The sequence below is a fragment of the Paenibacillus sp. FSL H8-0034 genome (genome assembly GCF_038000305.1).
GTDB lineage: Bacteria > Bacillota > Bacilli > Paenibacillales > NBRC-103111 > Paenibacillus_S.
The window spans coordinates 5825862-5851761 of record NZ_JBBOBS010000001.1; the positions used below are offsets into that span (position 1 = coordinate 5825862).

The following is a 25900-nucleotide window of genomic DNA, read 5'->3' on the forward strand; positions in this document are numbered from 1 at the left end:
TGGCATGATGTCATTTATCAAGGGCTGAGAACATAGATAGACTTCCAGAGAAGACTATTGTAAACGTTATTATTGTAAGCCTTAAGTTCACTAAGAAAAATGTAATAATTTCGTTTCTTTTATGTACTATATTCGTTCTAGAAGCGATATTAAAAAGCGAGGTCTCTGGATAAGAGCCTCGCTGCAAAATAATTGATATGAGCATATATATCCATTTACTGCTGGTACATGCTTACATTATCAAAGTAGGCCGTACTGTTGTTGGGTCCATTCTTATTAAACTCGATTTTGGCGATATTGGAGACAGGAGCTCGAAGCGGCTTGCCGGTCAACTTCTTGACACCGTCCACATACAAGTCGAAGGTATCCGATGTGGTATTGATGACAATTCTGACAGGATACCATACCCCTGCTGTATAGCTTTGAACTGTCTGATAGGCGCCATCATAATGAACCTTGATATTCCCGTCGCTCGCCATAGTCATGCTGAAGGCGTTGATTCCTGCGGAGTCATACAAGAAAGGTGCCGTGTAGCTTTGGTTGTTGACCTCATTGCGTATGGTCGCTTCCACCACTACGGTTCCGCTAAGTGCAGTCCCGACCGTCCTGGAAATTGTGTCCGAGGTGTTGGCATTTGTGTCCGTCCGTGTGATCTTCATACTCCGATTGTTGGCAGTCGGTAACGCCGCAACTCCAATCGTGCCGCCTGCGCTGGGCGAAGCCGTCCAACTGGAAGGGACAGTACCAACATCGGTACCGTAGAAATCCGCTTTAATCGGCGATGTGACAAACGTAATATTGGACGTATTTGCACCTATATCAATTAACCCCTGGGAAGCGCTTGTGATCAAGCTACCGTTCATTTTCAAATCGCGGAGGATTACATTGGAAACCATGCTCGTGCTGTCATTACCTTGAATTTTGGAATGAAAATTGTTAATGTCCTCAAAGGTACAACGAACCAGTTCTATATTACTGACAGGGCCAACCTCCGTACTCCCATACTTGGCCGTCCAGATGAGGATCGGAGCCGTCATAAATTGGCCGGAGGTTCCATTATTATGGATCTTTTCCGTTCGGATGTCGATAAAATGAATACCGTCCCACACACCATTTCCTTGGTCATGATCCACACTGATGCCTCGATAGCCCAGGATCACGTCAATATTGATAAACCAAATATCGCTGACCGATGCCTGTCCTTGCATACCTACCTTGGTACCTGCAGATTCAGTATAGGCAACCGAATTTTTGAATACGACATCCGTCATCGGTTCTTCTGTCGATGATTTGGCATCGTATACGTCATCACCAGTATAAGCGAAGCATTGATCCACAACAGCATGGGAAGTATTAACGAGATCAAAGCCATCTCCATGAATCCAGTGAACGTTATTTATAATCTTCACATTACTGATTTTGACGTTAGTAGCGTCCTCAATCCTAAAGTTCCAGGTTGTTCCATCCCTTAGGGTAATCCCCTCGAAGGTCAGATTATTTGGCTTTGTTCCCGATGAATTTTTGAGAGAAGTGATGATATACTCTCGGTTCGGTCCGCTATCACCCGTTGTAAGCGTAGTCCCATTGGAGTCGATCATCCCTCTTCCTTTGATAGCTGCATTCGATGCCCCTACGATACGGATATTGGCCGCCCGAAAATTGTCCCCTGAGAAATCATAATCGCTTAACGTCGATGACCCGCGAAGTACAGAACCAGCAGCTAAATATAGTGTAACGTTACTCTTGAGCTCAAGCTGAGAGAACTTATAAATACCGGCTGGGAAATAAACCGTTCCGCCGCCTGTACGAGCGTTGGCATCATTGATGGCTTGCTGGATTTTGGACGTCATCAGATTGCCGCCCGTATTGTCCATACCCGAATAATCCATGATGCTCTTGACGCTACCGCCATTCGGCACTGGTGCCCCTGCTTCTATAGGATCAGCCATAATAACAAGGTTCTCCAGGTTATTGATCTTGATCACCAAGTACCGTGATCCGGCTTGAGGAAGGGAGAAGGTTAGATCCTTGCCGCTTACGGTTGCCGCAATACCGTAACTGTGAGGGCTGATGTCGTAGGTAGTAATCGTATCTTTGGCTGTTACTCTGAATGTAGCCGTACCGGAATAAGACAACTGGGCAAAGGAATAATCAAACTGCCTGGCAACCCTGACAGTAGTCGAATCAACCATCAAAGTGTAGGCCGAGCTTGTACCGAAGTAAGAAGGATATGTCACTACCGTTGCAGCGGATGCAGGCTGGGCCATGTCGATAGAGAAACTGAAAATTAGGGCAGCAACCACGATAATTTTCGCCAGCAAATTTCCGATTCGCAATTTCACTTTACTGAAATGCATTAATTATTTCGCCTCCTGTTAATTGTAATCCCTCACACTTGATTACCTGTCCTTTCAAACCTCCTTCATAGATGATCGATTAGATAGAATAACCCCCTCTCGATTAAGCGTTTGTATCTATGATCTAATTCCTCCGGTTTGCACGAAGATAGACCGGAAGATTGTCACCAGAAGACGAAGGTTAGCAAAAGGAGCTTCTGCGCGATTTAAACAGGTTTTGTTTGCGCTTACAAATTAGCTTTCGATAAGGCTCTAATCAAATCTTGTTATTATCATACTGCACACGTTAATCAAAAAAAATGTAATCATTTCGTTTCTTTTATGTAATTTATTCGTTATTAGCAGCCTTAGATGTACTAAATTCGTATAACTTATACCGCATTGCATACAAAAAACCTGGGCAGTTTACCACCCAAGGATTTTTGTATTTGATTATAGAAACCCGGCTGTCTTACAAACACCATGGTAGGCTAACTCATGATAATAGCTACTATTCATATCACAATTTAACCTCCACTTGATGTCAGTAATCAAAGCATAAGCATTTTGGGCCTGCACCTGATCATGATCCCGAAGCAACGTGACTTCCTTTTCACACCTTTTCATGCAATCGGTAAGAAGCTCATACCTATTTTCCGAAGTTGTCATCATTAATAGCCTGTACCTAAAAAACATTTCTGTATGCACTTTAAACACCTTTACTGCTTGTGTTTGATAGTCCATACATGTCTTTAAAACAGAATAGTCGTCTTCTGACAGCTCATTCTTGCACTGCTCCAGGATTTCACTCATTTTATGAACATTTTTAATGGCAAGGTCTTTTTCAGCCAATATAATTGATAGGTTTTCTTCACTTGGCTCTAAAATCCATTTTCTTTCCATACCGGCTGTATTATAGGGATGATCCATATATTGCAGCTGCCACTCGTACCTTTCTATAGAGCCAATAAAGGATGAATGGAAATTGTTCACAATGGATTCATTTGAATATTGGGCCTGTTCTGCTACTTTTTCCGACAACTGAAAAAATTGCAGCATTTCATCAGGGAATCCGCTTTTCTTGCATATTTTCCATATATCTTCCAGCTGTATATTCATATCCCAACAGGTTTTGAAAAAAACATCATATTTAATTGACTGTAATCCCTTTAAAACTGCATAATCTCCAACAAATTTGGTGTTTGGACCTAATGAATAACCACGTATCCTGCACATGTAACCACTTATTCCCTTTTCCTGGTAATACCTCATTCTATCCGGTATAAATTGCAGCGCACAGGTGATCCAACCGCTCCAATCCCCTCTATATTCACCTCCCAGATCAAATTCTACCCATTCCCTGCCCGGAGCAAGCCTGCCTGGAAGCGTCGCCGGAGAATGAAAACGATAAAAATCCTCGACCTGCATTTTACTTCGTGCATCACACCGCTCAGGTAATTTACCCAGAATGTCTTCATATAATTTTTCACACTCCGGATGATGGGTAAAGCTGGAACAAATGATCCGCCCATCACTTCTTCCTGCTTCATCCATCGCCTCAAGCGCTTTATCATACATCGCAAGAAAAAGTTCTCCAATCGACCTTGTATCCGTGTCAGGGCGGTAGCATTGCCATATTTCCATGGCCTCCCCTGTCCAGAGTTCAATACCAGAAAGGGAAGGGAAGTCCTCCATGACCTCTTTAATTTTGGACTTGTAAAAAAGCCACGTATCTTCACTGTCTAATCGCAGCACGCATAAACCCGTTTTAGGATTTCGATAAAACATGTCAGGGTGGATCTTTAGAAGCTCCTCGGGTATATTGAACTCGGTGCAGGACAGGTAAAAGTCCATTCCCCAATTTCGGGCCTCTATAATGATCCGATTAAGGCACTCCTTTGCAAGCTTAATCTTGCCGTGTTGATCTTCTCTTTCCAGTCTGGGGAAATGCCTAAAATCAAGGAATGGATACCAGCTCATACTGATCCAACTATCGATCCACATCAGATGATTGATTCTTTTTCTTGCTAAAAGCTTGATAAGGCTGATATTCTCATCCAGACTTGCCGTCGTTGTCAAAGAAGGCCCCCAATGCCTCTCGACACCCCTTTTTTTGATATCTGGCGTACTGCTCATTTTTAATAGGGGTAACCGCACTTCATGATCCTGGATGTACGTCTGATCGAGAATTTCACATATTCCATATAAGATGGCCTTTTCACTTTCACCCGAAACATAGATGTGAAAATTCCCATCTTTCACTACAGTATGAATCAAAAATGTCTGTTCGTCTTGGCCTTCCGTTACTACAGGCTCGATGATTCGGATTCGGTTACCTCCACAATGGTCTCCATTTATCTGGAGATTGTGAACATGATACACGTCCCTCCATTCGTCTCTTAACAAACCAATCGCATTATTCGTAATGATGCCACTGTTATAACAGATTTCAATGCTTACATTGCATTCTCCATCTTTTGTTAGATATAAATCCATATTTCCGCTTCTCCTAACTTTCATAATTAATTACCAGGCAATAGGTTCATTTTACCTGTAGGTTCAATAACAGGTAGCCTGACGGTAACTTTGGTTCCTATACCTGCTTCACTAACAACATCCAGACCATATGGCGATCCAAATTGTAGCTTTAATCGCTTGTTAATATTTCCAAGCCCAATGCTTTGTTTATCTGTTCCAAACAGTTCCATATTTTCGTCATCTCGTATCCCTTTACGTAATTCGGATAACTGTTTGTCAGTCATGCCTACCCCATTATCCTCGATATCTATTTGCAAATAGCCATGCTCAGATTCAAAACCGTGAATGAACAGACGTCCTACCCCACTTTTCATCTCCAAGCCATGGTATATCGCATTTTCCACAATCGGTTGGAGAATCATTTTCAACGTCTTCATCTCTAGAAAAGACTCTTCCATCTGGATCACGATCTCAAATTTACCCTTGTACCGGATGTCCATTATTAACAGATAGTCTTTAATACAGCTCATTTCGTCCTTAATACTCACCATGTCTTTGCCTTTGATGCTGTATCTAAATATTCTTGACATGGCGGACGATATACTGACGACCTCACTAATATCATAGGCTAATCCAATGCTGCTCAAGCAGTTCAATGTATTATAAAGAAAATGAGGATTAATTTGGCTTTGCAGCGCCGACAGTTTCGCTTGTTTTTTTGATAACTCGGCTTCATAGAGAAACGTTTGATTCTCAACCATATTTCGAGTCATAACCTCTACGTCATCTAGCATTTGATTGATATGGGTAGCAATAACACCTACCTCGTTTGTTGAAGGAATTCTTAGCCTATGTTTTAGATTTCGTTCGCCCACTTGGGATAGGAATCTTACAATTAACATAACGGGACGCGTGGTATTATACATAAAAATACTGCCTATCAGCGTCATCAAGATAATCATGATGATGCCTAGCCAGATGCCTAAGGAAACGATAGGCAACATATCACTTGTAAGCTCCGCAATAGGAAGAACACTGATGACTTTCCAATTTGTACTTTCAATTTTTTTATATTGGACAATGGATTTTTTACCTTCATACTCAATTTCGTCTTTTGCCGTACTGCTTACGCCTTCCTTCCAAAACACCTTCTCATAAAAGTCACCTGCTTTAAGACCTTTATTGCTAACGATCACCCTATTGTCTGAATCAAGTATTAAAAAAAGTGAATTCTTCGTTAATTCTGTTTTGTTCACTAATTTCTCTAATTCCCTCGTATCTAGAAGAAAAATACAGCTTCCGATTTTTGAATAGTCTCCTGTCATATCTAAAGAAGAAAATATAGGAGAAATAAAGGAATAATAAAAGAACGCATCACTTCTGTCTCTTACAATAGAAGAGAACACAGCCTTTTTAAAATCACCGCTTTGAAAATTGTACATTTTCTCCAAACTATTCAATATATCATTGTTGTAATGGAGAGAGTCTGAGATTTGCCTGTTTTTATTATTTAATAGAACAATGCTATAAATATTTTGATTAGAAGATCTTGTATGTGTAAAAATTTCAGATACATAGTCAATTAATTCTGCATTCCGAAATACATTATTCGACACCAACAGTTCCTGCACGTACTTACTGTAACTAATAGTAATGGAATCTCTCTCGACGCTTTTTGCGATCGTATCCACATTTTGCGCTACCTGCTCCATGAGATTCTCTGCAAACTTAGCAGCACGTTCCCGAGTTAGCGAATTGAAGAAAACATTATACATGCTCTGCAACAAGATCATCATAATCAATGCAATGAGTATAAGCAGCGATATTTGGTGTTTCAGCTTCATATTACTAATTAAGCGCATTCATATCCCCGCTCGTTTTACGATATTTGGAAGGTGTACACCCTAAATTCCTTTTAAATACCTTATTAAAATAGAAATAATCACTATAACCTACACTCTTACATACATCTGCAATAGACAAGTTACTATTCTGAAGCAATTCAATAGCCTTTTTCATCCGCAAATCCGTCATATACTGTGAAAACGTCATGCCCGTAACCTTTTTAAACAATTCACAACAGTAGCTTACATTAATAAAAAACTTAGTGGACAGATCCTTTAAAAACAGCTCCTCATGAAAGTTCTTATTGGTGTAGAGCAGCAATTCTTTAAATTTATTATTTGCATCTCCAAGCTGATCTCGTTCTGGATAGGATAGCTGTTCAAACACATATTCACTTAGTGTTTCTAAATTCATGAACTTTTCTTTCATCTCACTATAATCTAGAAACTCAAAGTCCAGTAATCGGCTACTGGTTTCACTGTATTTTAATGTATGCATAACAATTTCATTCCATAAAAACACCGCATCTTCAATGCCCAAACTGTTTGCACTAAAAAAAGCCGTTATCACGGTTGTCATATCCTTCATGGTCTTGTATTGAACTCGTTCGAGTGCTTCAATGATTTGTTCAGCAAATTGTTTGACATGACTTTTTTTGCCTTTGCTGTATTGTGAAATTCGCTTTGAACGATCTACAAAACAATCATTGCTCGCGATATCCGAAGTTTTTAAAAGCATGGATACATGATCAGCCCCATCACTGGATAAACTAATCCCTGCCCTGTCAACAACATCTTCTTTGGATGTAAGACTACGATAGATCAATTCACTTTGATCTTCATCACTATTAATAATAAACACACATTTTTTGGGCCCTAACTTCAGTGTAGTCAGTTGTGCTTTAGTTCCTAATTCTAATAAAACCACATCATCATATTCAGCGCTTTTAAAATACAACGTTACAACCTGATATCTTTTGTAAGGGAGATGGCGCAGCCTAGTACTCAATAGTGACTGATTGTCCTTGAATTCTTCCAGCAAAGAAATGTAAAAGCTTAAATCATTTGTACTGCGTTTGTTCTCCAGCTTTCTATAAAGCTTATCCAGCATTTCCTTAGCCTTTTCCATATCCAAAGGTTTTAATTGATAATCCATCGCACCTTCCTGCAGGGCATGCTGCACATAAGAGAACTCTGCAAAGCCGCTAATCACAATAAAATCAACGTCTCCGCCTTGTGCTCTTGTCCTTTTCATCAACTCGATCCCAGAGATATTAGGCATTCGAATATCTGTAAAAACGACATCGGGTCGTTCTTCACAAATCACTTCCAATGCTATGGCAGGTTCGGTTGTTTCACAAATAATTTTGAATCTGTTCCCGCTGCTCTCTATTAATTTTCGAATGCCGATCAAAGCCCAAGGTTCATCATCAACAATGACCACACGGTACATACGTCAAACACCACATTTCTGCGTTAATATCTGTAAAGGGAACTCTTATCCTCGGACAAAGAGTTCCCTTTTTCATTACTTTTAACATTATAACATAACCACTTTTATTTAATTTTAGAATTTTTCTTTGCTAAAGGCAACAATTCTGGTGCAAGTTTTAATTTTTCAAAATCTTCAGTAGATAACATCTTAGCTTTATTTTTTTGATAATAATCATTGTAGAACGCATCTACATCTTCGCCGCCAGCCTTCTTCCAAGCCTCTTTCGCATCTGCAATAGCCTTCTCAGCAGTCACATTTGGTTGTGCAAGTGATTTTAAGAGAATATCGTCTACAGCTTTTGTTCCATTCGTTTTCTTCAACAGGGTATCAGACGCAAGTGCCGGCAAAGTTTGTTGCCATTTTCTTGGATCGATAGCATTTGGTTTATTGACAATTTGCGCCATCTTAAAGTATAAATCTCCAAACTCCTGTAAGATAGGGTCGCTCGATTTGAGATACGAGTTGTAATACTCATTGGCTAAAGGACTATAAGTTGCAGCACCACCGTCTAATTGAAAATTTCTAATGATACTATAATCTGCTGCATAATCGTATTCAATTTTATTCTTCTCAGGGTCCACTACAACAACGGTACCTTCTGAGTCTCTCTTTTTGTAAACACCATCAGGTCCATTCACTAAATAATCGGAAACTTTAGGGTCATTTAACCAGTTAATGTACCTAACAGCAGCATCAGGATCTTTGGTGGTGGCATTAATAAAACCTACACCAGAAGGACCACCATTAACATATCCTTCAAAGCTGCCATACTTAGTCACAGGCAAATCAAATGTATCCAGTTTAGCAGTGGGATTTGCCTTTTTGAAATTCACAAATGTTGGTGAATTCAGCTGACTAAATTTCCCTGTCAGGAAAATCCCAATCTTTCCATTAATAAAATCAGTTAGTGCTTTATCCCCTTTATCAAGTAAGAAGTCCGGATCTACAACCTTCGCATCAACAATTTGTTTCGAATACTTAAGCCAATCTTGGATTCTATCCCATACATAAGTCAGCTTGCCATCCACGACCGCATATTTATCCGGATTGCCAAAACCAAACATGTGAGAAAGCACTCTTTGGGAATCCTGATTTAAGGTTAATCCATAGGTATCATTTTTCCCATTTCCATCGGGATCTTTCTCTGTGAACGCCTTGGCAACAGCAAGTAAGTCTTCCGGTGTCTTGGGCATAGGAAGATTTAATTTTTCTAACCAATCAGCTCGGATTACCGCAGTATGATTTGGTGAAACAGGAGATACTGTTCCGATGGTGTAACGTTTCCCATTTACAGTCGTGAGCTTTTGAAGTGCTGGATATTTATCTAAAACCATTTTATAGTTGGGCATTTTGGCAAGCAAATCATCTGTTATTTCTAATGCTTGCCCTTTGGATATAAAGGGTATCAAATCTTCATAGTTGGCTACGACATCTGGACCTTCTCCGGCTGCAAATAGCATGTTCATCTTCTGTACTGCTTCTGTTCTGGGTACCACGATAAATTTAACTTCTTCGAGCGGCGCATTTTCTTGAATCCACTTGGTCCAGCGGTTATTTTCATACGTACCTTCTGAAGCTGGAATGAGTCCTCGATCATAAACCATAACGGTTACTTTACCTTTTTTCACTTGACCATCAGGAGTAGTCTTTGCACTGTCATTCTTTGTAGGCACATCTTTAGATGAGCTACATGCTGTAAGTCCAACAGAAACAGCCATCACTAGCGATAATGCAACCAAACCACGAGACTTTTTCTTCATACAGTTATTGCCTCCCTTTTTTTAAAAAACTATTGAAATTTGAAATCGCTTTCGATATATGTGAAGAATACGATTATCGTACCCTTTACAATCGCCAAACATTACGTCTCACTTAGCCTTTTACCGACCCCAGCATAACACCTTTTACAAAATATTTTTGCAGGAATGGATATACAGCGAGCATTGGCAAAATCAATACAACAACACCTGCAGACTTAACTGATTCCGAAATGACCTCACCTGAACCCGATACCGCACTTAGATCAGTACTACTACCAAGCTTTATTTGCTCTAATTGGAACACCATCTGTTGAATGAGAACGGGCAATGTATATCCCTTTGAATCATTGATATACATTAGCACTTTTAAGAACATGTTCCAATACGTAACCCCATAAAACAGGCACAGCGTTGCTATCACAGCTTTGGAAAGCGGAAGATACATCTGAAGTAAAATTCGCCATTCTGAACAACCATCGATTCTAGCGGCTTCTTCCAACTCTTCGGATATATTTTCAAAGAAAGATTTCATAAGCAACATATTGTAGGGGCTAATCAGAGTGGTTAACCAAATGGACCAATACGAGTTCATTAATCCAAGAGATTTGACCAATAAAAACGTTGGTATCAAACCACCGCTAAACAACATGGTGAAGACGATTAAGAATGTGATTTTCTTTCTAGCAAACAATTTCTTTTTAGCTAACGGATATGCACACAATATCGTAAAAACCATACTAAGCGCAGTACCAACCACGGTCACAACGACACTATTCCAAAAATATTTAAACAAATCAGTCGATACAACTAATACTTTATAAGCAGCAGTTGTAAACTGAACTGGCCACAAATATACTTTGCCTGCATCAATAGCTGCGCCACTACTGAATGAAGTAGCAACAATATAGATGAGCGGAAGCAAACACGTCAGCGATACTATAAAAAGCACTATGTTATTAATCGTATAAAACGCTTTTTCTCCAGTCGATATTTTCAATGCCCAGTCCTCTCCTTCATATGTCTAGTTTGTTAGTTGATTAGAATAAAGCATTCCCTGACATCTTGGCTAATTTATTGGCCACAAGCACAAGCACCAAACTGATGACAGAATCGAACAATCCCATTGCCGTCGTTAGACTGAAGTCCCCTGAACGAATGCCAACCTCATAAATAAATGTGGACACGACCTCAGATATATCTTTTACGACAGGATTTTGTAGAACATAAATGCGATCAAATCCTACTTCCATAATCTTACCCGTAGCTAATATAAATGTTAGGATGATTGTTGGATACAAACATGGAAGGGTGATTTTCGTAATTTGTTTCCACTTGTTAGCGCCATCTACAACCGCCGACTCGTAATACGTAGGATCTATACTCGAGAGTGCAGCTAAGTAGATGATGGCATTAAATCCTGTATCTTTCCAAATACCACTTCCTAAAAATATAGACATCCATGCCGTGTGATTAAACATAAACTGGAAGGGTTCCCCTCCAAATGATTCAATAATAAAATTGATAGGACCCCGATTAACGGAGAAAATGTTAATAATAATACCGCCTACAATGACCCATGAGAAAAAGTGAGGTAAATAAAGAACTGTTTGTGCCGATTTTTTGAACCATTTTATTCTTAATTCATTTAGCAGGATAGCTAGAATAATCGGGAATGGGAATGATACAAGGACGGAAAGCAAACTAATAACAAATGTATTTCTTATGATCTCTAGTGTCTGTGGCTGTCCAAATATCATTTTAAAATTCCGTAGCCCTACCCAGTCACTTCCCAAAATACCATCTATAAATCTGTAATCTTTAAAGGCAATCACCGATCCTAGCATGGGAACATAGCTGAAAATAATAAAAAACAGAAGTGGCAATAGCAGCATGGAATACAATGGGATATTTTCTTTAATTCTGACTCTTCTGTGTAGTTTCTCACTATTTGTCAATTCGTTTTCCTCCTACAACGATAAAATTCTGACTTGGGTTATTTATGTTGTTTCGACTTCCTCCCTTAAATGAAAACGTTTCATTGAATGTACAACCCATCCATTGGTGTTTTGATGTTTTTATTATATGGCATATGTTCTTCACGAAAAATGTAATAATATCGTTTCTTTTATGTACTATGTTCGTTAATGGGAAGGATGAGATGTATGACGCTAAAAGGGATATGAGGCTTTTAACTGATTGTTGACATAGTAAAACAACGCAAAAGGAAGTATTAATCCCCTTTGCGTTGTTTACTTCATATTTACTTCTTCACCTTCGCATACCAATCTCTGGCACGCTTCGTGACTTCTTCACCACCCGATTTGTTCCACTTCTCTACGAATTCATCGAATTTACTGATCGGGTACTGCCCAAGGATAATCTTAGTCGCATATTCCACATAAAGCGTACGATTATTGATATCTGCAAACCCATCATAGACACTTGCAGGCATACCGTCACCGGCAATGGTTTTGAAGTATTTCTGAGCTTCCTGAATGTTTCGGATGCCTTGATCTACTGCCCACTTTCTATCCTCCGCCGACGTACTTTTGAACAGCTCAATGGAGAAGTCAGCAGTAGCTACATCAAGAAACGGGTGAAGGGGAATGTTCTCTTGTACGCTTTTGTCATCTGGAAGCCTGGAAGCTTTACCGTCCTTCATGACATAGTGCATACCCTCCACGCCAAGGTAAAGTGAATTCCAATTCTTTTTGTCGTACATGTTGTTCAGCAGCTTCAGCGTTGCCATGAGCTTCTGCTGATCCTTGCCGTTCTTCACAACCCAGGCCGGCGGCTGCATCTTCATCAAGGTATAGAAGCCCTTGTAGCCTGGTACCTCTGGGATCGGAAGTACGGAGTAATCGCCTTTCACGCCTTTATTTTTATTAATATTCTCTAAACGATCGAAGACCGACTCTTCCCAGTGGAAGTAACTGCCGACGTTGTTCGAATCAATTTTCCCTTCCCACTTCGCCTTATTGTTCAAAAGTGATTCCTTATCGATTAACCCATCCTTATACAATTTGGCGATGAACTCCAGTGCAGCTTTCATATTCGGAGAAACCGCAGCGTAAGTCAGCTTGCCATCGTACACATCCCAATCCGGTTTGCCTTCGAGCATCGCTATACCGTACATGGCGAATAAATGATCCATCCAAGCCGCCTGCTCCCGGCCACCGGTCGGGATCTCATCTTTTTGTCCATTTCCGTTCGGATCCTTATCCCGGAAAGCTTCGAGCACTTTCACGTAGTCATCCTGCGTCTTCGGCATTTGCAGCCCCAGCTTGTCGAGCCAATCCTTACGAATCAAACCCGTTTCTCTGCCATAGTCCAGCACGCCCGGGATATAATAAATTTTTCCTTGTCCGGTAGGATCATTGGCTTTGACCACGTCCCACACTTCCTTAGGAATGCTCTGCCATACATTTGGTGCGTACTTCGGCAAAAGTTCTGTCAAATCGACGATTGCGCCGTTTTTAGCCAAGCTGTCCTCGATGCCCTGATGAGGCCTGAACAAGTCCGGCATTTCATTCGCAGCAATCTTCAGGTTCAGCTGGTTCAGGTAAGTGGTGCCGCCGTTCCATTCCACATAAGGCTGAATGACGCCGACGCCGAGCTTTTCCTTATAAAACTCGTATACCTTACTTCCTTTGGTAATAGGTTTAAAGCCCGTATTCGTATTCCACACTTCAAGATCAACGATTTCCTCTGCCTTCGGAGCCGCGCTCTGCCCTGGATCAGGTGATGAAGAAGCAGCGGGTTTGTCCGTATTGCTGCTGCAGCCGCTAAAGACTGTAACGGCAAGGGAGCCTGTTAGTGCCAGTACCCCAAGTTTTTTGATAGCCATGCCATGTTTCCCCCTTGAAATTGACATTATATGTTCGAGGCTCATTAAGCCTTAAAACCGAAATTATCCTTTTACAGAACCGATCATGGCTCCTTTTACGAAATACTTTTGCAAGAAAGGATACACCGCAATGATCGGAATGATGGCGAAGATAACCGTCGCCGATTTTAACGTTCGTTCATTAAAATTAAAGTCAGCCGTTGAAGCGGCACCCGGCATAATCATATTATCATCCGAGATGTACTGGCGTATCTTCATCTGTAACGGGAACCAGTCCGTATTTTGGAGAAATAATAACGGAGTCTGGAACTGATTCCAAATGACTACCGCGTAGAACAAAGCTAATGTAGCAAGTACTGCCTTGGACAGCGGAAGCACGAATTGGAATAACATTCGAAAGTAACCGCAGCCTTCGATGAAAGCCGCTTCCTCGAGTTCCTTAGAGAACTCCTTGAAGAAGCTCCTCATGATGATCAGATTAAATGGGTTAAGGATATGAGGCACGATCAAGACCAACGGATTATTATAAAGACCGATACCTCGTACAGTAAGGAAAAAAGGAATGATCGGAGCCTTGAAAATCATGGCGATAACCACGCCCACCATAATTACGGAACCCCAGCGGAACTCAGGCTTCGAAAGCGGATAAGCTAGCAAGGCTGTAATTAATAGTGCCAAGCCCGTACCAATCACGGTTGAACCTAAGGTGAGGAAGAATGACTTCCACAAATCAGACCGGTCAATAATATACCTCCATGAATCCAACGTGAACTCCATAGGCCATATGGACACCAGATTTTGCACAACGGCACTTTTCGAGCTAAAAGAAATCGAGATAACAGACAGCAGCGGCACGATCGCGATGAACGATAACAGCAGAAGAACGGTCGTGATGCTTGCTACAAAAGCTTTTTCTCCTCTATATTCAAACATATCTACCATAACCCCCCATCGGAAACTTTTTTCGACAGCCTATTGAATATGTAAACCAGGATAAATCCAATAATCGACTGAAACAAACCAACCGCCGTTGCGAAACTGTACTGCGCTTGCTGAATACCAGTTCGGAACACATACGTATCAAGGATATCCCCTACGCTGTAAGTCATTGGCGTCAAGAGATTGAATACTTGATCAAAGCCCAAGTCCAGGAAGTTACCGATTTCCAACAAGAACAGGACAAGTACTGTAGGCAGAAGCAGAGGAAATGTAATATGACGAATCTGTTTGAATCTGGATGCACCATCCATCATGGCCGATTCATATAATTGCGGATCAATGGCACTGATCGCGGCCATATACACGACAGTTCCCCATCCAGCATCTCGCCAAATGGAAGTCAGTACATAGACCGGGCGGAAGTAAGCGCTATCTTGCATGGCCAAAATCGGATCATACTCGAACCAGCCCAAGATTACATTGAACAACCCACTTAAGGAGAAGATGTCAAACACAATGCCCGACACAATGACCCATGATAAAAAGTGAGGGATGTATAAAGCAGTCTGAATACCTTTCTTTAGCACGGATTTCCGAATTTCATTAATCATCAGCGCCAGCAGGATCGGAATCGGAAACACCAGCACGATTTTCAGAAAGCCTAGCATCAACGTATTTCCAAACACACGGACGAAATCCGGATAATCGAGAAGCTTCTCAAAATGCTTAAACCCTACCCAAGGACTATCGATAAACCCTTTGAATACCGAATAATCCTTAAAGGCGATCACAGACCCTAATAACGGAATGTACTTGAAAATGATGAGAAAAATGAGACCCGGAATGGCCATCACATAGAGTGGCCAAAAAACATTCATTTTAATTGTGCTTTTAAGCAATTTGTTCCCCCCTCGCGTCTAGTTGTATTCGCTTACAAAGTATACTCTCTAAGATGCGTGCCCTTCAATGGGACGTTTTTAAGTTTCGACAAGGTCATTTTATAGATACGAAAAAGTCCTTTCACCGTAGGAACAGCGAAAGGACTTCTTACAATTAGACACTTGGGGGCTTCTTGCGGTATTCACTTGGCCTAAAGCCTGTCAATTTCTCAAATAGCCGAGCAAAATGCTGTGTATCCGAATATCCGACCAGCCGGCATATCTCATAAACCTTCAGATCCGTTTTCTCCAGCAGCTCCTTCGATTTGCGGATTCGGATCTGCGTCAAAAAATTCATGTAGGTATCCCCCGTTTTTTGCTTGAACAACTGACTTAAATAGTAGGGACTTATGAAAAAACGAGCGGATAAGTCTGCCAGGCTGATCGGTTCATTGTAATGCTTCGATACGTATTCCTTGATCTCAGCGATGATATCCTTTTTCTTGGGAATATTGTGTTCCAGCTTGAACGCAATAATCCCCCGGATAACTTGAATCATCCATTCCTCCAGACGCTCCAATGTCCGAAACCTTGAGATACCTTCCAGAGACAGAATATTACGTCCCAGGAAGTCGTTCTGCTGCAGCTGCTGGAAGGACATCTTCCGTGCGCTCGATAAAAGGATGTTTAGGCACTGAAGCTGGAGATTTGCCGGACTTATGCCGCGATCGGCTTCCATCCCCTGGAAGATCTCACGGATGACTCCTACACATCCCTCTTCGTCCATGTTGTCGAGGCCAGATTCCAGCTTGGCAATCATTTCATCAGGAACCGTGTGTTGCTGTCCTGTCAGGCTTATTTCGAGAAACGGGATCACGGCGTCCATTCCCTTGATAACCTTGTAGTTCAATGCGTAACGGGCTTCCTCGAAGGATTGGCTGATTCTCGCAGCACGTTCCTGCACCGTACCGATTCCGACAGTCATGGACATCTTCAGCTCCCGGAACGCCGCTTCCTTCAGACGATGGATCGCACGGACCAGTTCCACATAATCGATTCCTCCGCCATGTGTAATCACCACAGCAACTTGGGCACCCCAATAACGAAAGCGATACACCTCCCGGTACTGTCCCAAGAAACGGTCTATTTGGCGAAATACCGGTTGAAGACCAAATTCCTTCAGGCCATCGACGCTGCCGTCGAATTCAAGCAGGGCGCATACGAAACGGGTACCCTGAGCTGGAATTTGCGCGATTCTAAGCAGTTCTTCCACAAAGTCCGTATTTTCGCTGCCAATTTCAAGGATGTCCTTCAAGGCACTCTCCCGCATACGGTTATGAACCTCCTGCTTCAAATCGTCCACTTCCTGAAGCTTGGCCCTGTTCGCACGGATCATCTCCATAACCTGACAAACGCAGTCGCGCAGTTCCAGTTCCTCCACCGGCTTGTTGATGTAGAACTGCACCCCCATCTGCATGCCTCTTCGAGCGTATTCGAAGTCAGCATATCCACTTAAGAGAATGAATTTAGCCTGGCTGTCCGCGTCCTTCAGCATTTGGATCATGTCCAGACCGTCTGCCTGCGGCATTCGGATATCCGTGATGACAATGTCAGGCTGCATTTTTCGAATTAATTTATACCCTTCCAAACCATTATAAGCTACGCCGACAACCTCACACTCCGGTATATAGCGGCCTATCATTTTTTTGAGACCGTCGACAATAATTTTCTCGTCATCAACCAGGATCAACTTCATCCCAAGCACCTACCCTTTCCATTTCCAACTAACACATCATTTCAAATCTTGGGGATTAAAATCTCAACCGTCGTTCCGTTCTCGACTCCAGGACGAACCGATAAATAATACCGCTCTCCATAATGGAGCTTGATGCGTTCTGCAATATTTTTTAGACCTAACCCTTTACCTGCCGGTTCATCCAGCTTTTCCAGCTTATATTTGTCCGAATCTGCCACCACCAAGAGAGCACGAAGCTCCTCCTGTTTGTCCAAAGTCATGCCGACCCCGTCGTCCGTAATCCGGATCAGGATTTCCTCATCTCCCGTCCAAATGCCTTCAATCTCAATATTCATGGTCCGGCCGTAGTCTTGGAATCCATGGTTGATGCTGTTCTCCACAATAGGTTGGAGTACCAGAGGGATGATGCTGCACTGCAGTATCTCCCCTGCAATCCTAATATCCAACCGGAATTTGTTATCAAAGCGGATATTCTGAAGCTGCACATAATTGGTTATATATTCCAATTCTTGCTTTACCGAATGCTGCCTGCCATCCTTGCCCAAGACTAGCCTAAACATCCGCGCCAAAATCTTAATCATGCTGGCTGTCTCCTCGTCATCTTTCATTAGCGCCTTCATGCGGATGGATTCCAATGTATTGTACAGCATGTGGGGATTGATCTGATTCTGGAGTGCGATGAATTTGGCTTTACGATGCTTGATCTCTGCGATGTACACATCTTCAATCAAGGCTCGGATCGTTACAATCATCTTATTGTAACTGTGTACTAGACTTCCGATTTCGTCATTGGTCTGGTCTTTCTCTATGGGCACGTATTGGCCTGCTTCTGCCTGCTTCATGCTCCTGCGGAGCGCCTTGATTGGCTTGGTTATCGTATAACTTAGACCAAGCGAGATGAGAGTTATGACCAGAAAGCTCGTCACGATCACGATCACGGTCACTCCTTTGATCTGATTGATCTTCTGCAGCAGCAGTTCGCGGGGAATCTCAGTTCTGATAAATAGATTACCCGATTGGGTGCTTCCTGACAAAATAATCCGGTCAGTACTGGCATCATCCTTCAAGTAATCCGCACCAGACTCCAACACCTGCTTCCAGGACAGTCGGCCGCTGGCAGCATCGGAATGGTAGACGATTTCCCCTTGACGATTGCTTAGGATGACACGCATACCGTATTTGTCCCGAGCCAAAACGAAGGCATGATCAAGCTGCAGCAGCGTGAATGGGTCCAGATCGATGAGAAGCATCCCCGCATAAGCCCCACCAGAACTGAACAGTACCCTTCCCACCGTCACTACAGCTCCTTCCTCTTTAGCCTCGTAATAGGAACGGTCATGTAACCCGGAAATAAAAAACGTATCGTCTGAGCTGCGGAGCTGCTTGTACCACTCCTGGGTCAATAGTGCGTTCTCGTTCACCATGCTTGTGGCTGTGGTGTACTGGTATACGCTGTTATCACGACTGATTAGCATCACGGTACCCATCTCCGGTTTGAGCAAAGCAACTCGTAGCAGTAGCCTTTGGACGGCAACCTTCTGGAGTACCAATTCATCCATGGATCGCTCCTTCTCTTCTCCGAGCCCATAGATGAATTCGTTGTCGACTAGTACCGACTTCGTGACCTTGTCATATTCTTTCATGAATTCATTCAAAGAAGTCCTTATCTGGGACGTGTACAAAGCAGCGAAATCCTGGGAAGAATCCTCCAGCCCCGCTGTCGATTGATGAAAAATGATCACGCTTACACTCAGCATTGGAATGACACAGGCCATAAGGTATCCTGCCATTAATTTATTCTGGAACTTCATGTTTTTTATCATTAAAACTGCCTTTTGTATCCAACTACTATGCTCCATATTTCAGCCCTTCCTCGGTTTAACGTCTTCTCTTATCATTGTACATGCCGTGATATATGGACGCTACTCAAGTATCTTAGTTATAAGCTGGTTCCCACCAGGTAATACTTGCATCTATTTTCATTCACCATACTTTAAGGATAAGAATAATTCAAATGGTCATTTTTAAGATTCTACTATGGTATTTTAAGTGATTTCAAAATAATCATCACACACTTCACATCCAAATCACACATACACCTGGATATGATTGATGTTTAGGGCAACATACTTCGCACCTGGAGGAGCTCCGCCCAAACCTCCTTTAGCGATTAATATAAAAACAGACGAGCGATAAACACTATCGTCCGTCTGTTTAAATTTTTATATATAATTAATCTTCCATCTGACTGGGATCAAGCTTGTAAAAAAGTCGGGTAGCGCTCTCCCGCTGCGATGCCTTTCGGAGAAATGCGTTCGATCTCCTCCTGCTCCTCTGCAGAGATCGTCACATACAGCGAGCGGAGATTTTCCCGCACTCGGTCCAGCCGCTTCGTCCCGGGAATCGGAACAATCTGCTCGCCCTGCGCGAGCAGCCAAGCGAGAGCCAGTTGGGACGGTGTGCAGCCTTTGCGGGCGGCAAACTGCTCGATCAGGGCTACGACCTCCAGATTTTTGGTGAAGTTGTCACCCTGGAAGCGGGGGAAATAGCGGCGATAGTCGTTTTCGGGCAGATCGTCGAAGGTCCGGATTTGTCCAGTCAGGAAACCGCGGCCGAGCGGACTGTACGGCACAAAGCCGATGCCAAGCTCATGCAGAACCGGCAGCACCTCATTTTCCACTTCGCGGCTCCACAGTGAATATTCGGTTTCCACCGCGGTGAGCGGATGAACCGCATGCGCGCGGCGAATCTGATCGGCTGTAGCTTCCGACAGGCCGATATAGCGAATTTTGCCTTCCTGGACGAGCTCCGCCATGGCACCTACCGTCTCCTCGATCGGCGTATTCGGATCGATGCGATGCTGATAATACAGGTCGATATAATCGATGCCTAGCTGAAGAAGGCTGGCGTCGACTGATTTTTTGACATAAGCCGGGTGTCCGTGCGCTTTCAGATCCGGTGAAACGATACCAAACTTGGTAGCAATCACAGCTTGGTCCCGACGTCCTTTCAAGGCACGGCCAACCATCCGCTCATTACCGCCGAACTTTCCTTCCATAAGTCCATCGCCGTAAATATCCGCCGTATCAAACAGCGTGACGCCAAGATCAAGCGCACCGTGAATAGTGTATATCGACTCTTCGTTGTCTGGCATCATCATCGTGCCAAGACCAAGGGCTGACACTTCAAGCCCGAGACTGCCCAATTTTCGCTGTGTCATCTCATTCTCCATCTTAGTAAGCCTCTTTTCCGAAAGTTCGAATATGGTTCGCTAAAGCATGATCTTATTCTAAACCGCATTTCCGAGAGCAGCCACAGCATGCTTTTACTAGTAACAGGACTACCAGGATCGCAGCTTATTAACTCCCGGAGAAAAGGGGAAGGACAACGCAGTCAGGGCGACAGTTCACAGTTCCTGGATGACGCTAGTCAGCCACTGGCGAATATATGCACAGATGAAGATCGGAATGATCCACCGTAAATGCCAACGAATTGATGTCATAGGCAAGGACTTGATTATCGCCGGGCATGCTGTAGAAAACCCGGGTTACCCTTTTAATTTCCACACGATGCAGCTTCCACAAGGCGGCAAATTCAGCGCTTTCTCTAGAGAGATCGGCAACAAACTGTGCGAACCACGGGTCATGCGAGTATTTATCGTATGAGGTGCGGAAAATGGCCACCGAATGCGCCGCCATCTCTTCCCAGTTGACCAGGCGGCTGCGCATCTCCGGGTCGGTGAACAGCATTGCCATCATATTCCGCTGCTCCGGAGGTCGCGACGAAAAATCCGCGATCCGTTCATCGACCGCGCGGTTCCATGCAAGCAGTTCGGCCCGATCATTGCTGATAAAACAAGGAAAAGCCATCTGATTAACGATCTCTTGCCACTGCGGCTTTATTTTCGTGGTAATCGGGGTTACTGCTTCAGGCTCGTTGGCGTTCCAGAGCCCGAGCAAATGCACATGCTCATCCCGGTTCAGCTGCAGCGCCCTGCCAATGCTTTCGATCACATCCCGGGATACTGCAACTTCCCGTCCCTGCTCCAGCCACGTATAGTAGGTCGCACTAACTCCTGCCAAAATCGCGACCTCCTCCCGCCGCAAGCCCGGCGTTCGGCGCTGGCCGTGTGACCTTGTCAGCCCGGCCTGTTCCGGCTGCAGCTGGGCCCGGCGTGATTTCAGATAAACGCCCAGCGTTTTGGCACGCGTGCTATTCATGTCCGTGCTAACGATTTTGCCGTTAATGTCGTTTGGGTTGAGCATTGAAATCACCTCTTGTGTCCGTACTTAAATTCTTATTTAAATTATTATTTTAGTTAGCATGATTTCCAATGGCTCATTTTCCAATAATAAACATCCTGCATCTCGGTATCCTAACTTTCTGTAGAAATGCTGCGCCTCTTCATTAGCCAGAGTTGACGTCATGACCAATTTAAAACCTTTTTGTTTCATTTCATCTTCCCAAAAGAGAACGACTTGCTTGCCTCCACCTATACCTCGATATTGTTCGTCAATCCAAATCATATTCATGAAAGGTATATTATCCCAGAAATATCCATATCTCATCCATCCGATATTACTTTCATCCTGGTTGCGCAGCATGTATATTTGATTTTCTTTTATTTTTGGCAATATTAAGCTCTCCACAATATGATGGTCATGGTCTCGTATGTACCCATAGTCAGAATCCGTTGCAACAACAATTTTCATATTTAACCTCCTGCATGTACAAAAGAAGTTGTAGTAGCCGCTGAGAAAAAGTTAACGATAAGAGGAGCTAATAAATCTATATATTTAAATATCATGTTGACTTTTAAATGCGAAAATCTCATCAACAGCTTGGTGATATCCACCTGATCTTTGAAAGGATTCCCTAATTTGTGCAGAAGCTTTATTGAAAGATGAGAGGTCTAACACATGATCTACGGCTTCACGCAGTTGATTTGCTGTCAAGCTTTGCATTTGTAATTTAATGCCTGCTCCGATATTAACAACTTGCCCGGCAATTATCGGCTGATCCGCGCTTTGCGGGATTACAATTAGCGGAACCCCGTAATAGAGACCTTCATTGGTACTGTTCATTCCGCCATGTGTAATAAACAATTTGGTGTATTTCAATACATCAGTTTGTGGAACGTAATTTTTTACGATGAAGTTTGTAGGAATTTCCCCTAAATCAGAAATTTGCGTTTTATTTCCAATAGACATGACAATAGTATGATCCGTATTCCCTAATGCCTCAAAACAAAGCTTATAGAAATCAATGGCTTGGTTAAAGACAGTACCCAGTGAAATATAAATTGGGCTTTTCTCCTGGATTGCAGTAAGCTCGAAGTTTTCTTGAGTTAATCGTGTAGAGATGGACGGACCTACAAATTTATAGGTTTGGTCGAATGCTTCTCCAAAAGGTTGAAACTCCCGAGTTGTATAAACGATTGTAAGTGGGGCAGGATTACAAAAAACTTCGTAAGGTGAACGGATCTCCACATCATATTGTTCCTTCACCATTACCGTCAGGCTGTGAAATTTATCAACTATTTCTGCAGGGACTTTTATGGAAAATTGTTCCATCATCTTATCGAATGAAGCTTCTGTCTGCGCAAAAGAAGTGCAGGAGCTGATTGCGGGAAGCTTAAGAATTTGAGCAAGTAAACGTCCACAACCAAACATCGAATCATGGATAATGTAGTCAAAACGCTCCCCTTTGATCTGTTCAAGAACGCTGGGTATGACTATATCTGTCGTAAGTAAAAGACCGTTGATTCTTTCGAGTAAATAGTCTCTTCCACCTGAGATGAAGGCCTTTATAAATTTTTGATCGTCAAATGTTCGTACGGAAGCTCCCGTCTTCTCAATACGCTCCCGAAAAGCTTCTATACAAAAGTACACAACCTCTTCTCCACGCGAAACAAGCTCTTGCACAACTCCAATAGTTGGATTGATATGTCCTTCTGATCCACCATTAATAAATAGAACACGTGCCATTTCTACCACTCCTTAGGTATACAGTTCTCTAAATTGTGTAAGAGTAATGGGCTTCCCCTACCCTTGCTCAGCTCAAATAATGGAATTAAGTTTATCATAGTACAATACTTGAAAATCTCAAAATTTTGATCACCATATTATTCCGCTGTTGTACCTGTTACTTCAAAGGAAATAAAAAAGGAGCCGCTACAAGCAACTCCTGCACACTCGTTTTTCGTTACCTTAATATTTGATGATTCATTTTTCATTTTTATTTATTAAGTCTTCTATTAACACCCCGTTAATCTTCAATCCAGATATATCACAATCGCGAATATCCATATTTGCTAAATTACAGTTTGTTAATTGACTGTTAGAGAGGTCACAATTAATATAGTTAATTGGTTTGTAAACACCATTCGGATTGTAATTACCGTCGCCTTCCATAGGGAGAACTACATTACGAAATTCAGTGCCAAATAAATGAACATGGTCAATAACAGCATGACTAAAATTAGCATTTTTGATTTCTGTACCTGAGAGATTAGCATCCGAAATTCTGAGCTCGGACATATTGACATCGTTTAATGCCATTCTTCTCATATTTGCATTATTAATTTGCGTCTTTGCCATATTAACATTATCAAAATTTAATTCCTCTGCTTTAACCTTCTGAAACCTCGACCCAGAAATGTCCGCCATTTCAAAATCTAAACGTTCAACTTTTATTTCCATCTTCATCAACCTCCCAATCATTAATATCAAACAATATTCAATATATCTTTGGAAATCCCTTTATTTCCCATACACCTAAAATAATAAGCATGTCAAAAAATATCCGGAAAAGCATACGGTTCACGAATTGCATAAGACTTATCCTGATGGAAACATAGACGTGGAAAAAGACCTATATATTGGTTTAACTGTCCGCCTCTCCTTAAAAGATGGCTTGACGATGTTTTGACTTATGGGTGGGCTTATGGTTCGCTATCCACTTGATCATTTATGATCTCCTTTTGAAACTACCTTTCTATACTGCAATGCAAATTATCGTTCGTTCTTTGCGTTTATGGAACGGAAAATGAGCCTGGTGAAAATATGCGTGGAACAGAAAACGAGTCGTCTACAAGCGAATTGGAAATAAGTGCACTAAAGACCACGTTCAGATAATGAATATTCAACTTTTGGTGGTCACATCTATTAAACTATCCCGCCAGTTAATTCTACGGAAATAAAAATTCGGATGATATACAGTATCAACGACAAAAAATTGTTTCAGATCTCAATAAAAAAATAAGAGCCACCGCAGTAGCTCCTATTTCTTGATGATAATAATCGTTTTTTCGCAGCCATTGTTTAAAGAAATCCCACGCGTCTTTCCGAATTACAAACAACAGCCATGGACGGGAAAGCCATGCCTGGTTACAAAGATTGAATTACCTTCCACTTGTTTGCTTAATACATTTACCTATTTTGAAATGTAATAAACTTTGGCTTTGCCGCTACAGTACTCGGATGACGATTTTACCACGCGCTCGTCGGCTTTCGCTCTTCTCATGTGCTTTGGCAGTATCCTCTAAGGGGAACACTGAATCGATCGTTACGTTCAATTGCCCACCATTAACGAGGTGAGTCAATTCGTCCAAATAAGCAGTAGAGATCGCCGGGTACTGCACCTCCTGGACTGTTACCGACGCCTTGGCCGCCTTAACGGACGAATAGCGTCCCCACGTAATCGGTACGAGGCGACCTCCCGGCTTCAGGATATCCAGAAGCCAATCCACCTTTTCTCCTCCTACTGTATCGAGGACGATGTCAGCACTCCGTTCGATCTCTGTCGGTAGACTGGCTGTATAGTCGACAAACGCAGTGGCGCCCAGATCGAGCAAGTATGACTCGTTACGTGCAGAAGCGGTTCCGATGACACGAGCCTCCTTCCATCGAGCCAGTTGGACCGCAAAGTGGCCGACGCCTCCGGCGGCACCGTTAATCAGCACGGTTTGTCCCGTTTCCAGTTTCCCTTGTACGAACAGCGCATGCCAAGCGGTAAAGGCGGACTGAGGTAAAGCCGCTGCCTCAACGAAATCAACCGAATCAGGTTTGAGTGCCAAATACCTGGCCGGTACAACGACATATTCCGCGCAGCCCCCACTGTTGACGGTCATTCCATAGACAGCATCGCCCGGGCTAAAATTCGTTACTCCTGCTCCTACACTGGCAGCAACTCCCGATACATCCCAACCGGGAATATAAGGAAGCTTGAACCGGTCACCAGCCAATCCCGAACGGATCTGCCAATCGCCTGGATTGATACCGACTGCATGGACACGGACGAGAACCTCGTTTTCACCCGCCACCGGAACGGGCACTTCCTCGCAATGCAACACGTCTGGCCCTCCGTAAGTCGAATACTGGATCGCTTTCATTTTCCGGGGTATTTCCATCGCCATGATCATTTATCCCTCTTTCGCTTCATTGTATAAACGCGCCACGTTCATTACAATAGTAGTAAAGCTGGAGACTGGTAACAACGGACAATTCAGCGGATACGTCGGTTACCTGACAAATAGACGATTTTGTCGGGGCCGTCGATTCAAAGAT

At 42.7% G+C, this 25900-nt stretch carries 18 protein-coding genes and 1 pseudogene; 1 reads left to right on the forward strand and 18 read right to left on the reverse strand.

Annotated elements, in window-relative coordinates; all coding sequences use genetic code 11:
• Positions 1–215: 215 nt before the first annotated feature.
• The 17 genes from NST47_RS26285 to NST47_RS26365 all read right to left on the reverse strand — a co-directional run bounded on the left by NST47_RS26285 (position 216) and on the right by NST47_RS26365 (position 24034).
• Complete coding sequence (locus tag NST47_RS26285) at positions 216–2357, reverse strand: glycosyl hydrolase family 28 protein (protein WP_341157773.1); 2142 nt, start codon at positions 2355–2357, stop codon at positions 216–218.
• 432 nt (positions 2358–2789) lie between these two features.
• Complete coding sequence (locus NST47_RS26290; RefSeq protein ID WP_341157774.1) at positions 2790–4598, reverse strand: hypothetical protein; 1809 nt, start codon at positions 4596–4598, stop codon at positions 2790–2792.
• A 260-nt stretch (positions 4599–4858) separates the two neighbouring features.
• Complete coding sequence (locus tag NST47_RS26295; protein WP_341157775.1) at positions 4859–6658, reverse strand: sensor histidine kinase; 1800 nt, start codon at positions 6656–6658, stop codon at positions 4859–4861.
• A gap of 4 nt (positions 6659–6662) precedes the next feature.
• Positions 6663–8111 (reverse strand): response regulator transcription factor, encoded by a 1449-nt coding sequence (locus NST47_RS26300; RefSeq protein ID WP_341157776.1) that lies wholly within the window; start codon positions 8109–8111, stop codon positions 6663–6665.
• Between the two features lie 104 nt (positions 8112–8215).
• Positions 8216–9913: a hypothetical protein gene (locus tag NST47_RS26305; protein ID WP_341157777.1), complete on the reverse strand. Its 1698-nt coding sequence runs from the start codon at positions 9911–9913 to the stop codon at positions 8216–8218.
• Between the two features lie 112 nt (positions 9914–10025).
• Positions 10026–10910, reverse strand: coding sequence for a carbohydrate ABC transporter permease (locus tag NST47_RS26310; RefSeq protein WP_341157778.1), 885 nt, complete (start codon positions 10908–10910; stop codon positions 10026–10028).
• 40 nt (positions 10911–10950) lie between these two features.
• A complete protein-coding gene (locus NST47_RS26315) occupies positions 10951–11868 on the reverse strand; it encodes an ABC transporter permease (protein WP_341157779.1) in 918 nt (305 codons plus the stop codon).
• Between the two features lie 305 nt (positions 11869–12173).
• The gene (locus tag NST47_RS26320; protein WP_341157780.1) at positions 12174–13760 is read right to left on the reverse strand and encodes an ABC transporter substrate-binding protein; all 1587 of its coding nucleotides are present in this window, start codon (positions 13758–13760) and stop codon (positions 12174–12176) included.
• Between the two features lie 63 nt (positions 13761–13823).
• The gene (locus NST47_RS26325; RefSeq protein WP_341157781.1) at positions 13824–14693 is read right to left on the reverse strand and encodes a carbohydrate ABC transporter permease; all 870 of its coding nucleotides are present in this window, start codon (positions 14691–14693) and stop codon (positions 13824–13826) included.
• A 2-nt stretch (positions 14694–14695) separates the two neighbouring features.
• Positions 14696–15577 (reverse strand): ABC transporter permease, encoded by an 882-nt coding sequence (locus NST47_RS26330; RefSeq protein WP_445667482.1) that lies wholly within the window; start codon positions 15575–15577, stop codon positions 14696–14698.
• Between the two features lie 175 nt (positions 15578–15752).
• A complete protein-coding gene (locus tag NST47_RS26335; protein ID WP_341157783.1) occupies positions 15753–17333 on the reverse strand; it encodes a response regulator in 1581 nt (526 codons plus the stop codon).
• A 41-nt stretch (positions 17334–17374) separates the two neighbouring features.
• Complete coding sequence (locus tag NST47_RS26340) at positions 17375–19192, reverse strand: cache domain-containing sensor histidine kinase (RefSeq protein ID WP_341157784.1); 1818 nt, start codon at positions 19190–19192, stop codon at positions 17375–17377.
• Between the two features lie 395 nt (positions 19193–19587).
• Positions 19588–20553, reverse strand: a complete 966-nt coding sequence (locus NST47_RS26345; protein ID WP_341159758.1) for an aldo/keto reductase — start codon at positions 20551–20553, stop codon at positions 19588–19590.
• 205 nt (positions 20554–20758) lie between these two features.
• Complete coding sequence (locus NST47_RS26350) at positions 20759–21598, reverse strand: helix-turn-helix transcriptional regulator (RefSeq protein ID WP_341157785.1); 840 nt, start codon at positions 21596–21598, stop codon at positions 20759–20761.
• A gap of 36 nt (positions 21599–21634) precedes the next feature.
• Positions 21635–22045, reverse strand: a complete 411-nt coding sequence (locus NST47_RS26355; RefSeq protein ID WP_341157786.1) for a GNAT family N-acetyltransferase — start codon at positions 22043–22045, stop codon at positions 21635–21637.
• Positions 22046–22129: 84 nt separating this feature from the next.
• Positions 22130–23320, reverse strand: coding sequence for a macrolide family glycosyltransferase (locus NST47_RS26360; RefSeq protein ID WP_341157787.1), 1191 nt, complete (start codon positions 23318–23320; stop codon positions 22130–22132).
• Positions 23321–23557: 237 nt separating this feature from the next.
• Positions 23558–24034, reverse strand: coding sequence for a pentapeptide repeat-containing protein (locus NST47_RS26365; RefSeq protein ID WP_341157788.1), 477 nt, complete (start codon positions 24032–24034; stop codon positions 23558–23560).
• 85 nt (positions 24035–24119) lie between these two features.
• Between NST47_RS26365 and NST47_RS26370 the strand changes: the two are divergent.
• Positions 24120–24469, forward strand: a pseudogene (locus NST47_RS26370) (NAD(P)H-dependent oxidoreductase); the annotation flags it as partial.
• A 332-nt stretch (positions 24470–24801) separates the two neighbouring features.
• Here NST47_RS26370 and NST47_RS26375 read toward each other — a convergent pair.
• On the reverse strand, positions 24802–25749 hold the full coding sequence (locus NST47_RS26375; protein ID WP_341157789.1) for an NADP-dependent oxidoreductase: 948 nt from the start codon (positions 25747–25749) through the stop codon (positions 24802–24804).
• Between the last annotated feature and the right edge of the window lie 151 nt (positions 25750–25900).

What these genes read in the sequence shown, in the direction of transcription:
- NST47_RS26285 (WP_341157773.1), bottom strand. Translation starts at nt 2,357, where the DNA reads ATGCATTTCAGTAAAGTGAAATTGCGAATCGGAAATTTGCTGGCGAAA.
- NST47_RS26295 (WP_341157775.1), bottom strand. Translation starts at nt 6,658, where the DNA reads ATGAAGCTGAAACACCAAATATCGCTGCTTATACTCATTGCATTGATT.
- NST47_RS26300 (WP_341157776.1), bottom strand. Translation starts at nt 8,111, where the DNA reads ATGTACCGTGTGGTCATTGTTGATGATGAACCTTGGGCTTTGATCGGC.
- NST47_RS26305 (WP_341157777.1), bottom strand. Translation starts at nt 9,913, where the DNA reads ATGAAGAAAAAGTCTCGTGGTTTGGTTGCATTATCGCTAGTGATGGCT.
- NST47_RS26320 (WP_341157780.1), bottom strand. Translation starts at nt 13,760, where the DNA reads ATGGCTATCAAAAAACTTGGGGTACTGGCACTAACAGGCTCCCTTGCC.
- NST47_RS26325 (WP_341157781.1), bottom strand. Translation starts at nt 14,693, where the DNA reads ATGTTTGAATATAGAGGAGAAAAAGCTTTTGTAGCAAGCATCACGACC.
- NST47_RS26330 (WP_445667482.1), bottom strand. Translation starts at nt 15,577, where the DNA reads ATGAATGTTTTTTGGCCACTCTATGTGATGGCCATTCCGGGTCTCATT.
- NST47_RS26335 (WP_341157783.1), bottom strand. Translation starts at nt 17,333, where the DNA reads ATGAAGTTGATCCTGGTTGATGACGAGAAAATTATTGTCGACGGTCTC.
- NST47_RS26340 (WP_341157784.1), bottom strand. Translation starts at nt 19,192, where the DNA reads ATGGAGCATAGTAGTTGGATACAAAAGGCAGTTTTAATGATAAAAAAC.
- NST47_RS26345 (WP_341159758.1), bottom strand. Translation starts at nt 20,553, where the DNA reads ATGACACAGCGAAAATTGGGCAGTCTCGGGCTTGAAGTGTCAGCCCTT.
- NST47_RS26350 (WP_341157785.1), bottom strand. Translation starts at nt 21,598, where the DNA reads ATGCTCAACCCAAACGACATTAACGGCAAAATCGTTAGCACGGACATG.
- NST47_RS26355 (WP_341157786.1), bottom strand. Translation starts at nt 22,045, where the DNA reads ATGAAAATTGTTGTTGCAACGGATTCTGACTATGGGTACATACGAGAC.
- NST47_RS26360 (WP_341157787.1), bottom strand. Translation starts at nt 23,320, where the DNA reads ATGGCACGTGTTCTATTTATTAATGGTGGATCAGAAGGACATATCAAT.
- NST47_RS26365 (WP_341157788.1), bottom strand. Translation starts at nt 24,034, where the DNA reads ATGGAAATAAAAGTTGAACGTTTAGATTTTGAAATGGCGGACATTTCT.
- NST47_RS26375 (WP_341157789.1), bottom strand. Translation starts at nt 25,749, where the DNA reads ATGGCGATGGAAATACCCCGGAAAATGAAAGCGATCCAGTATTCGACT.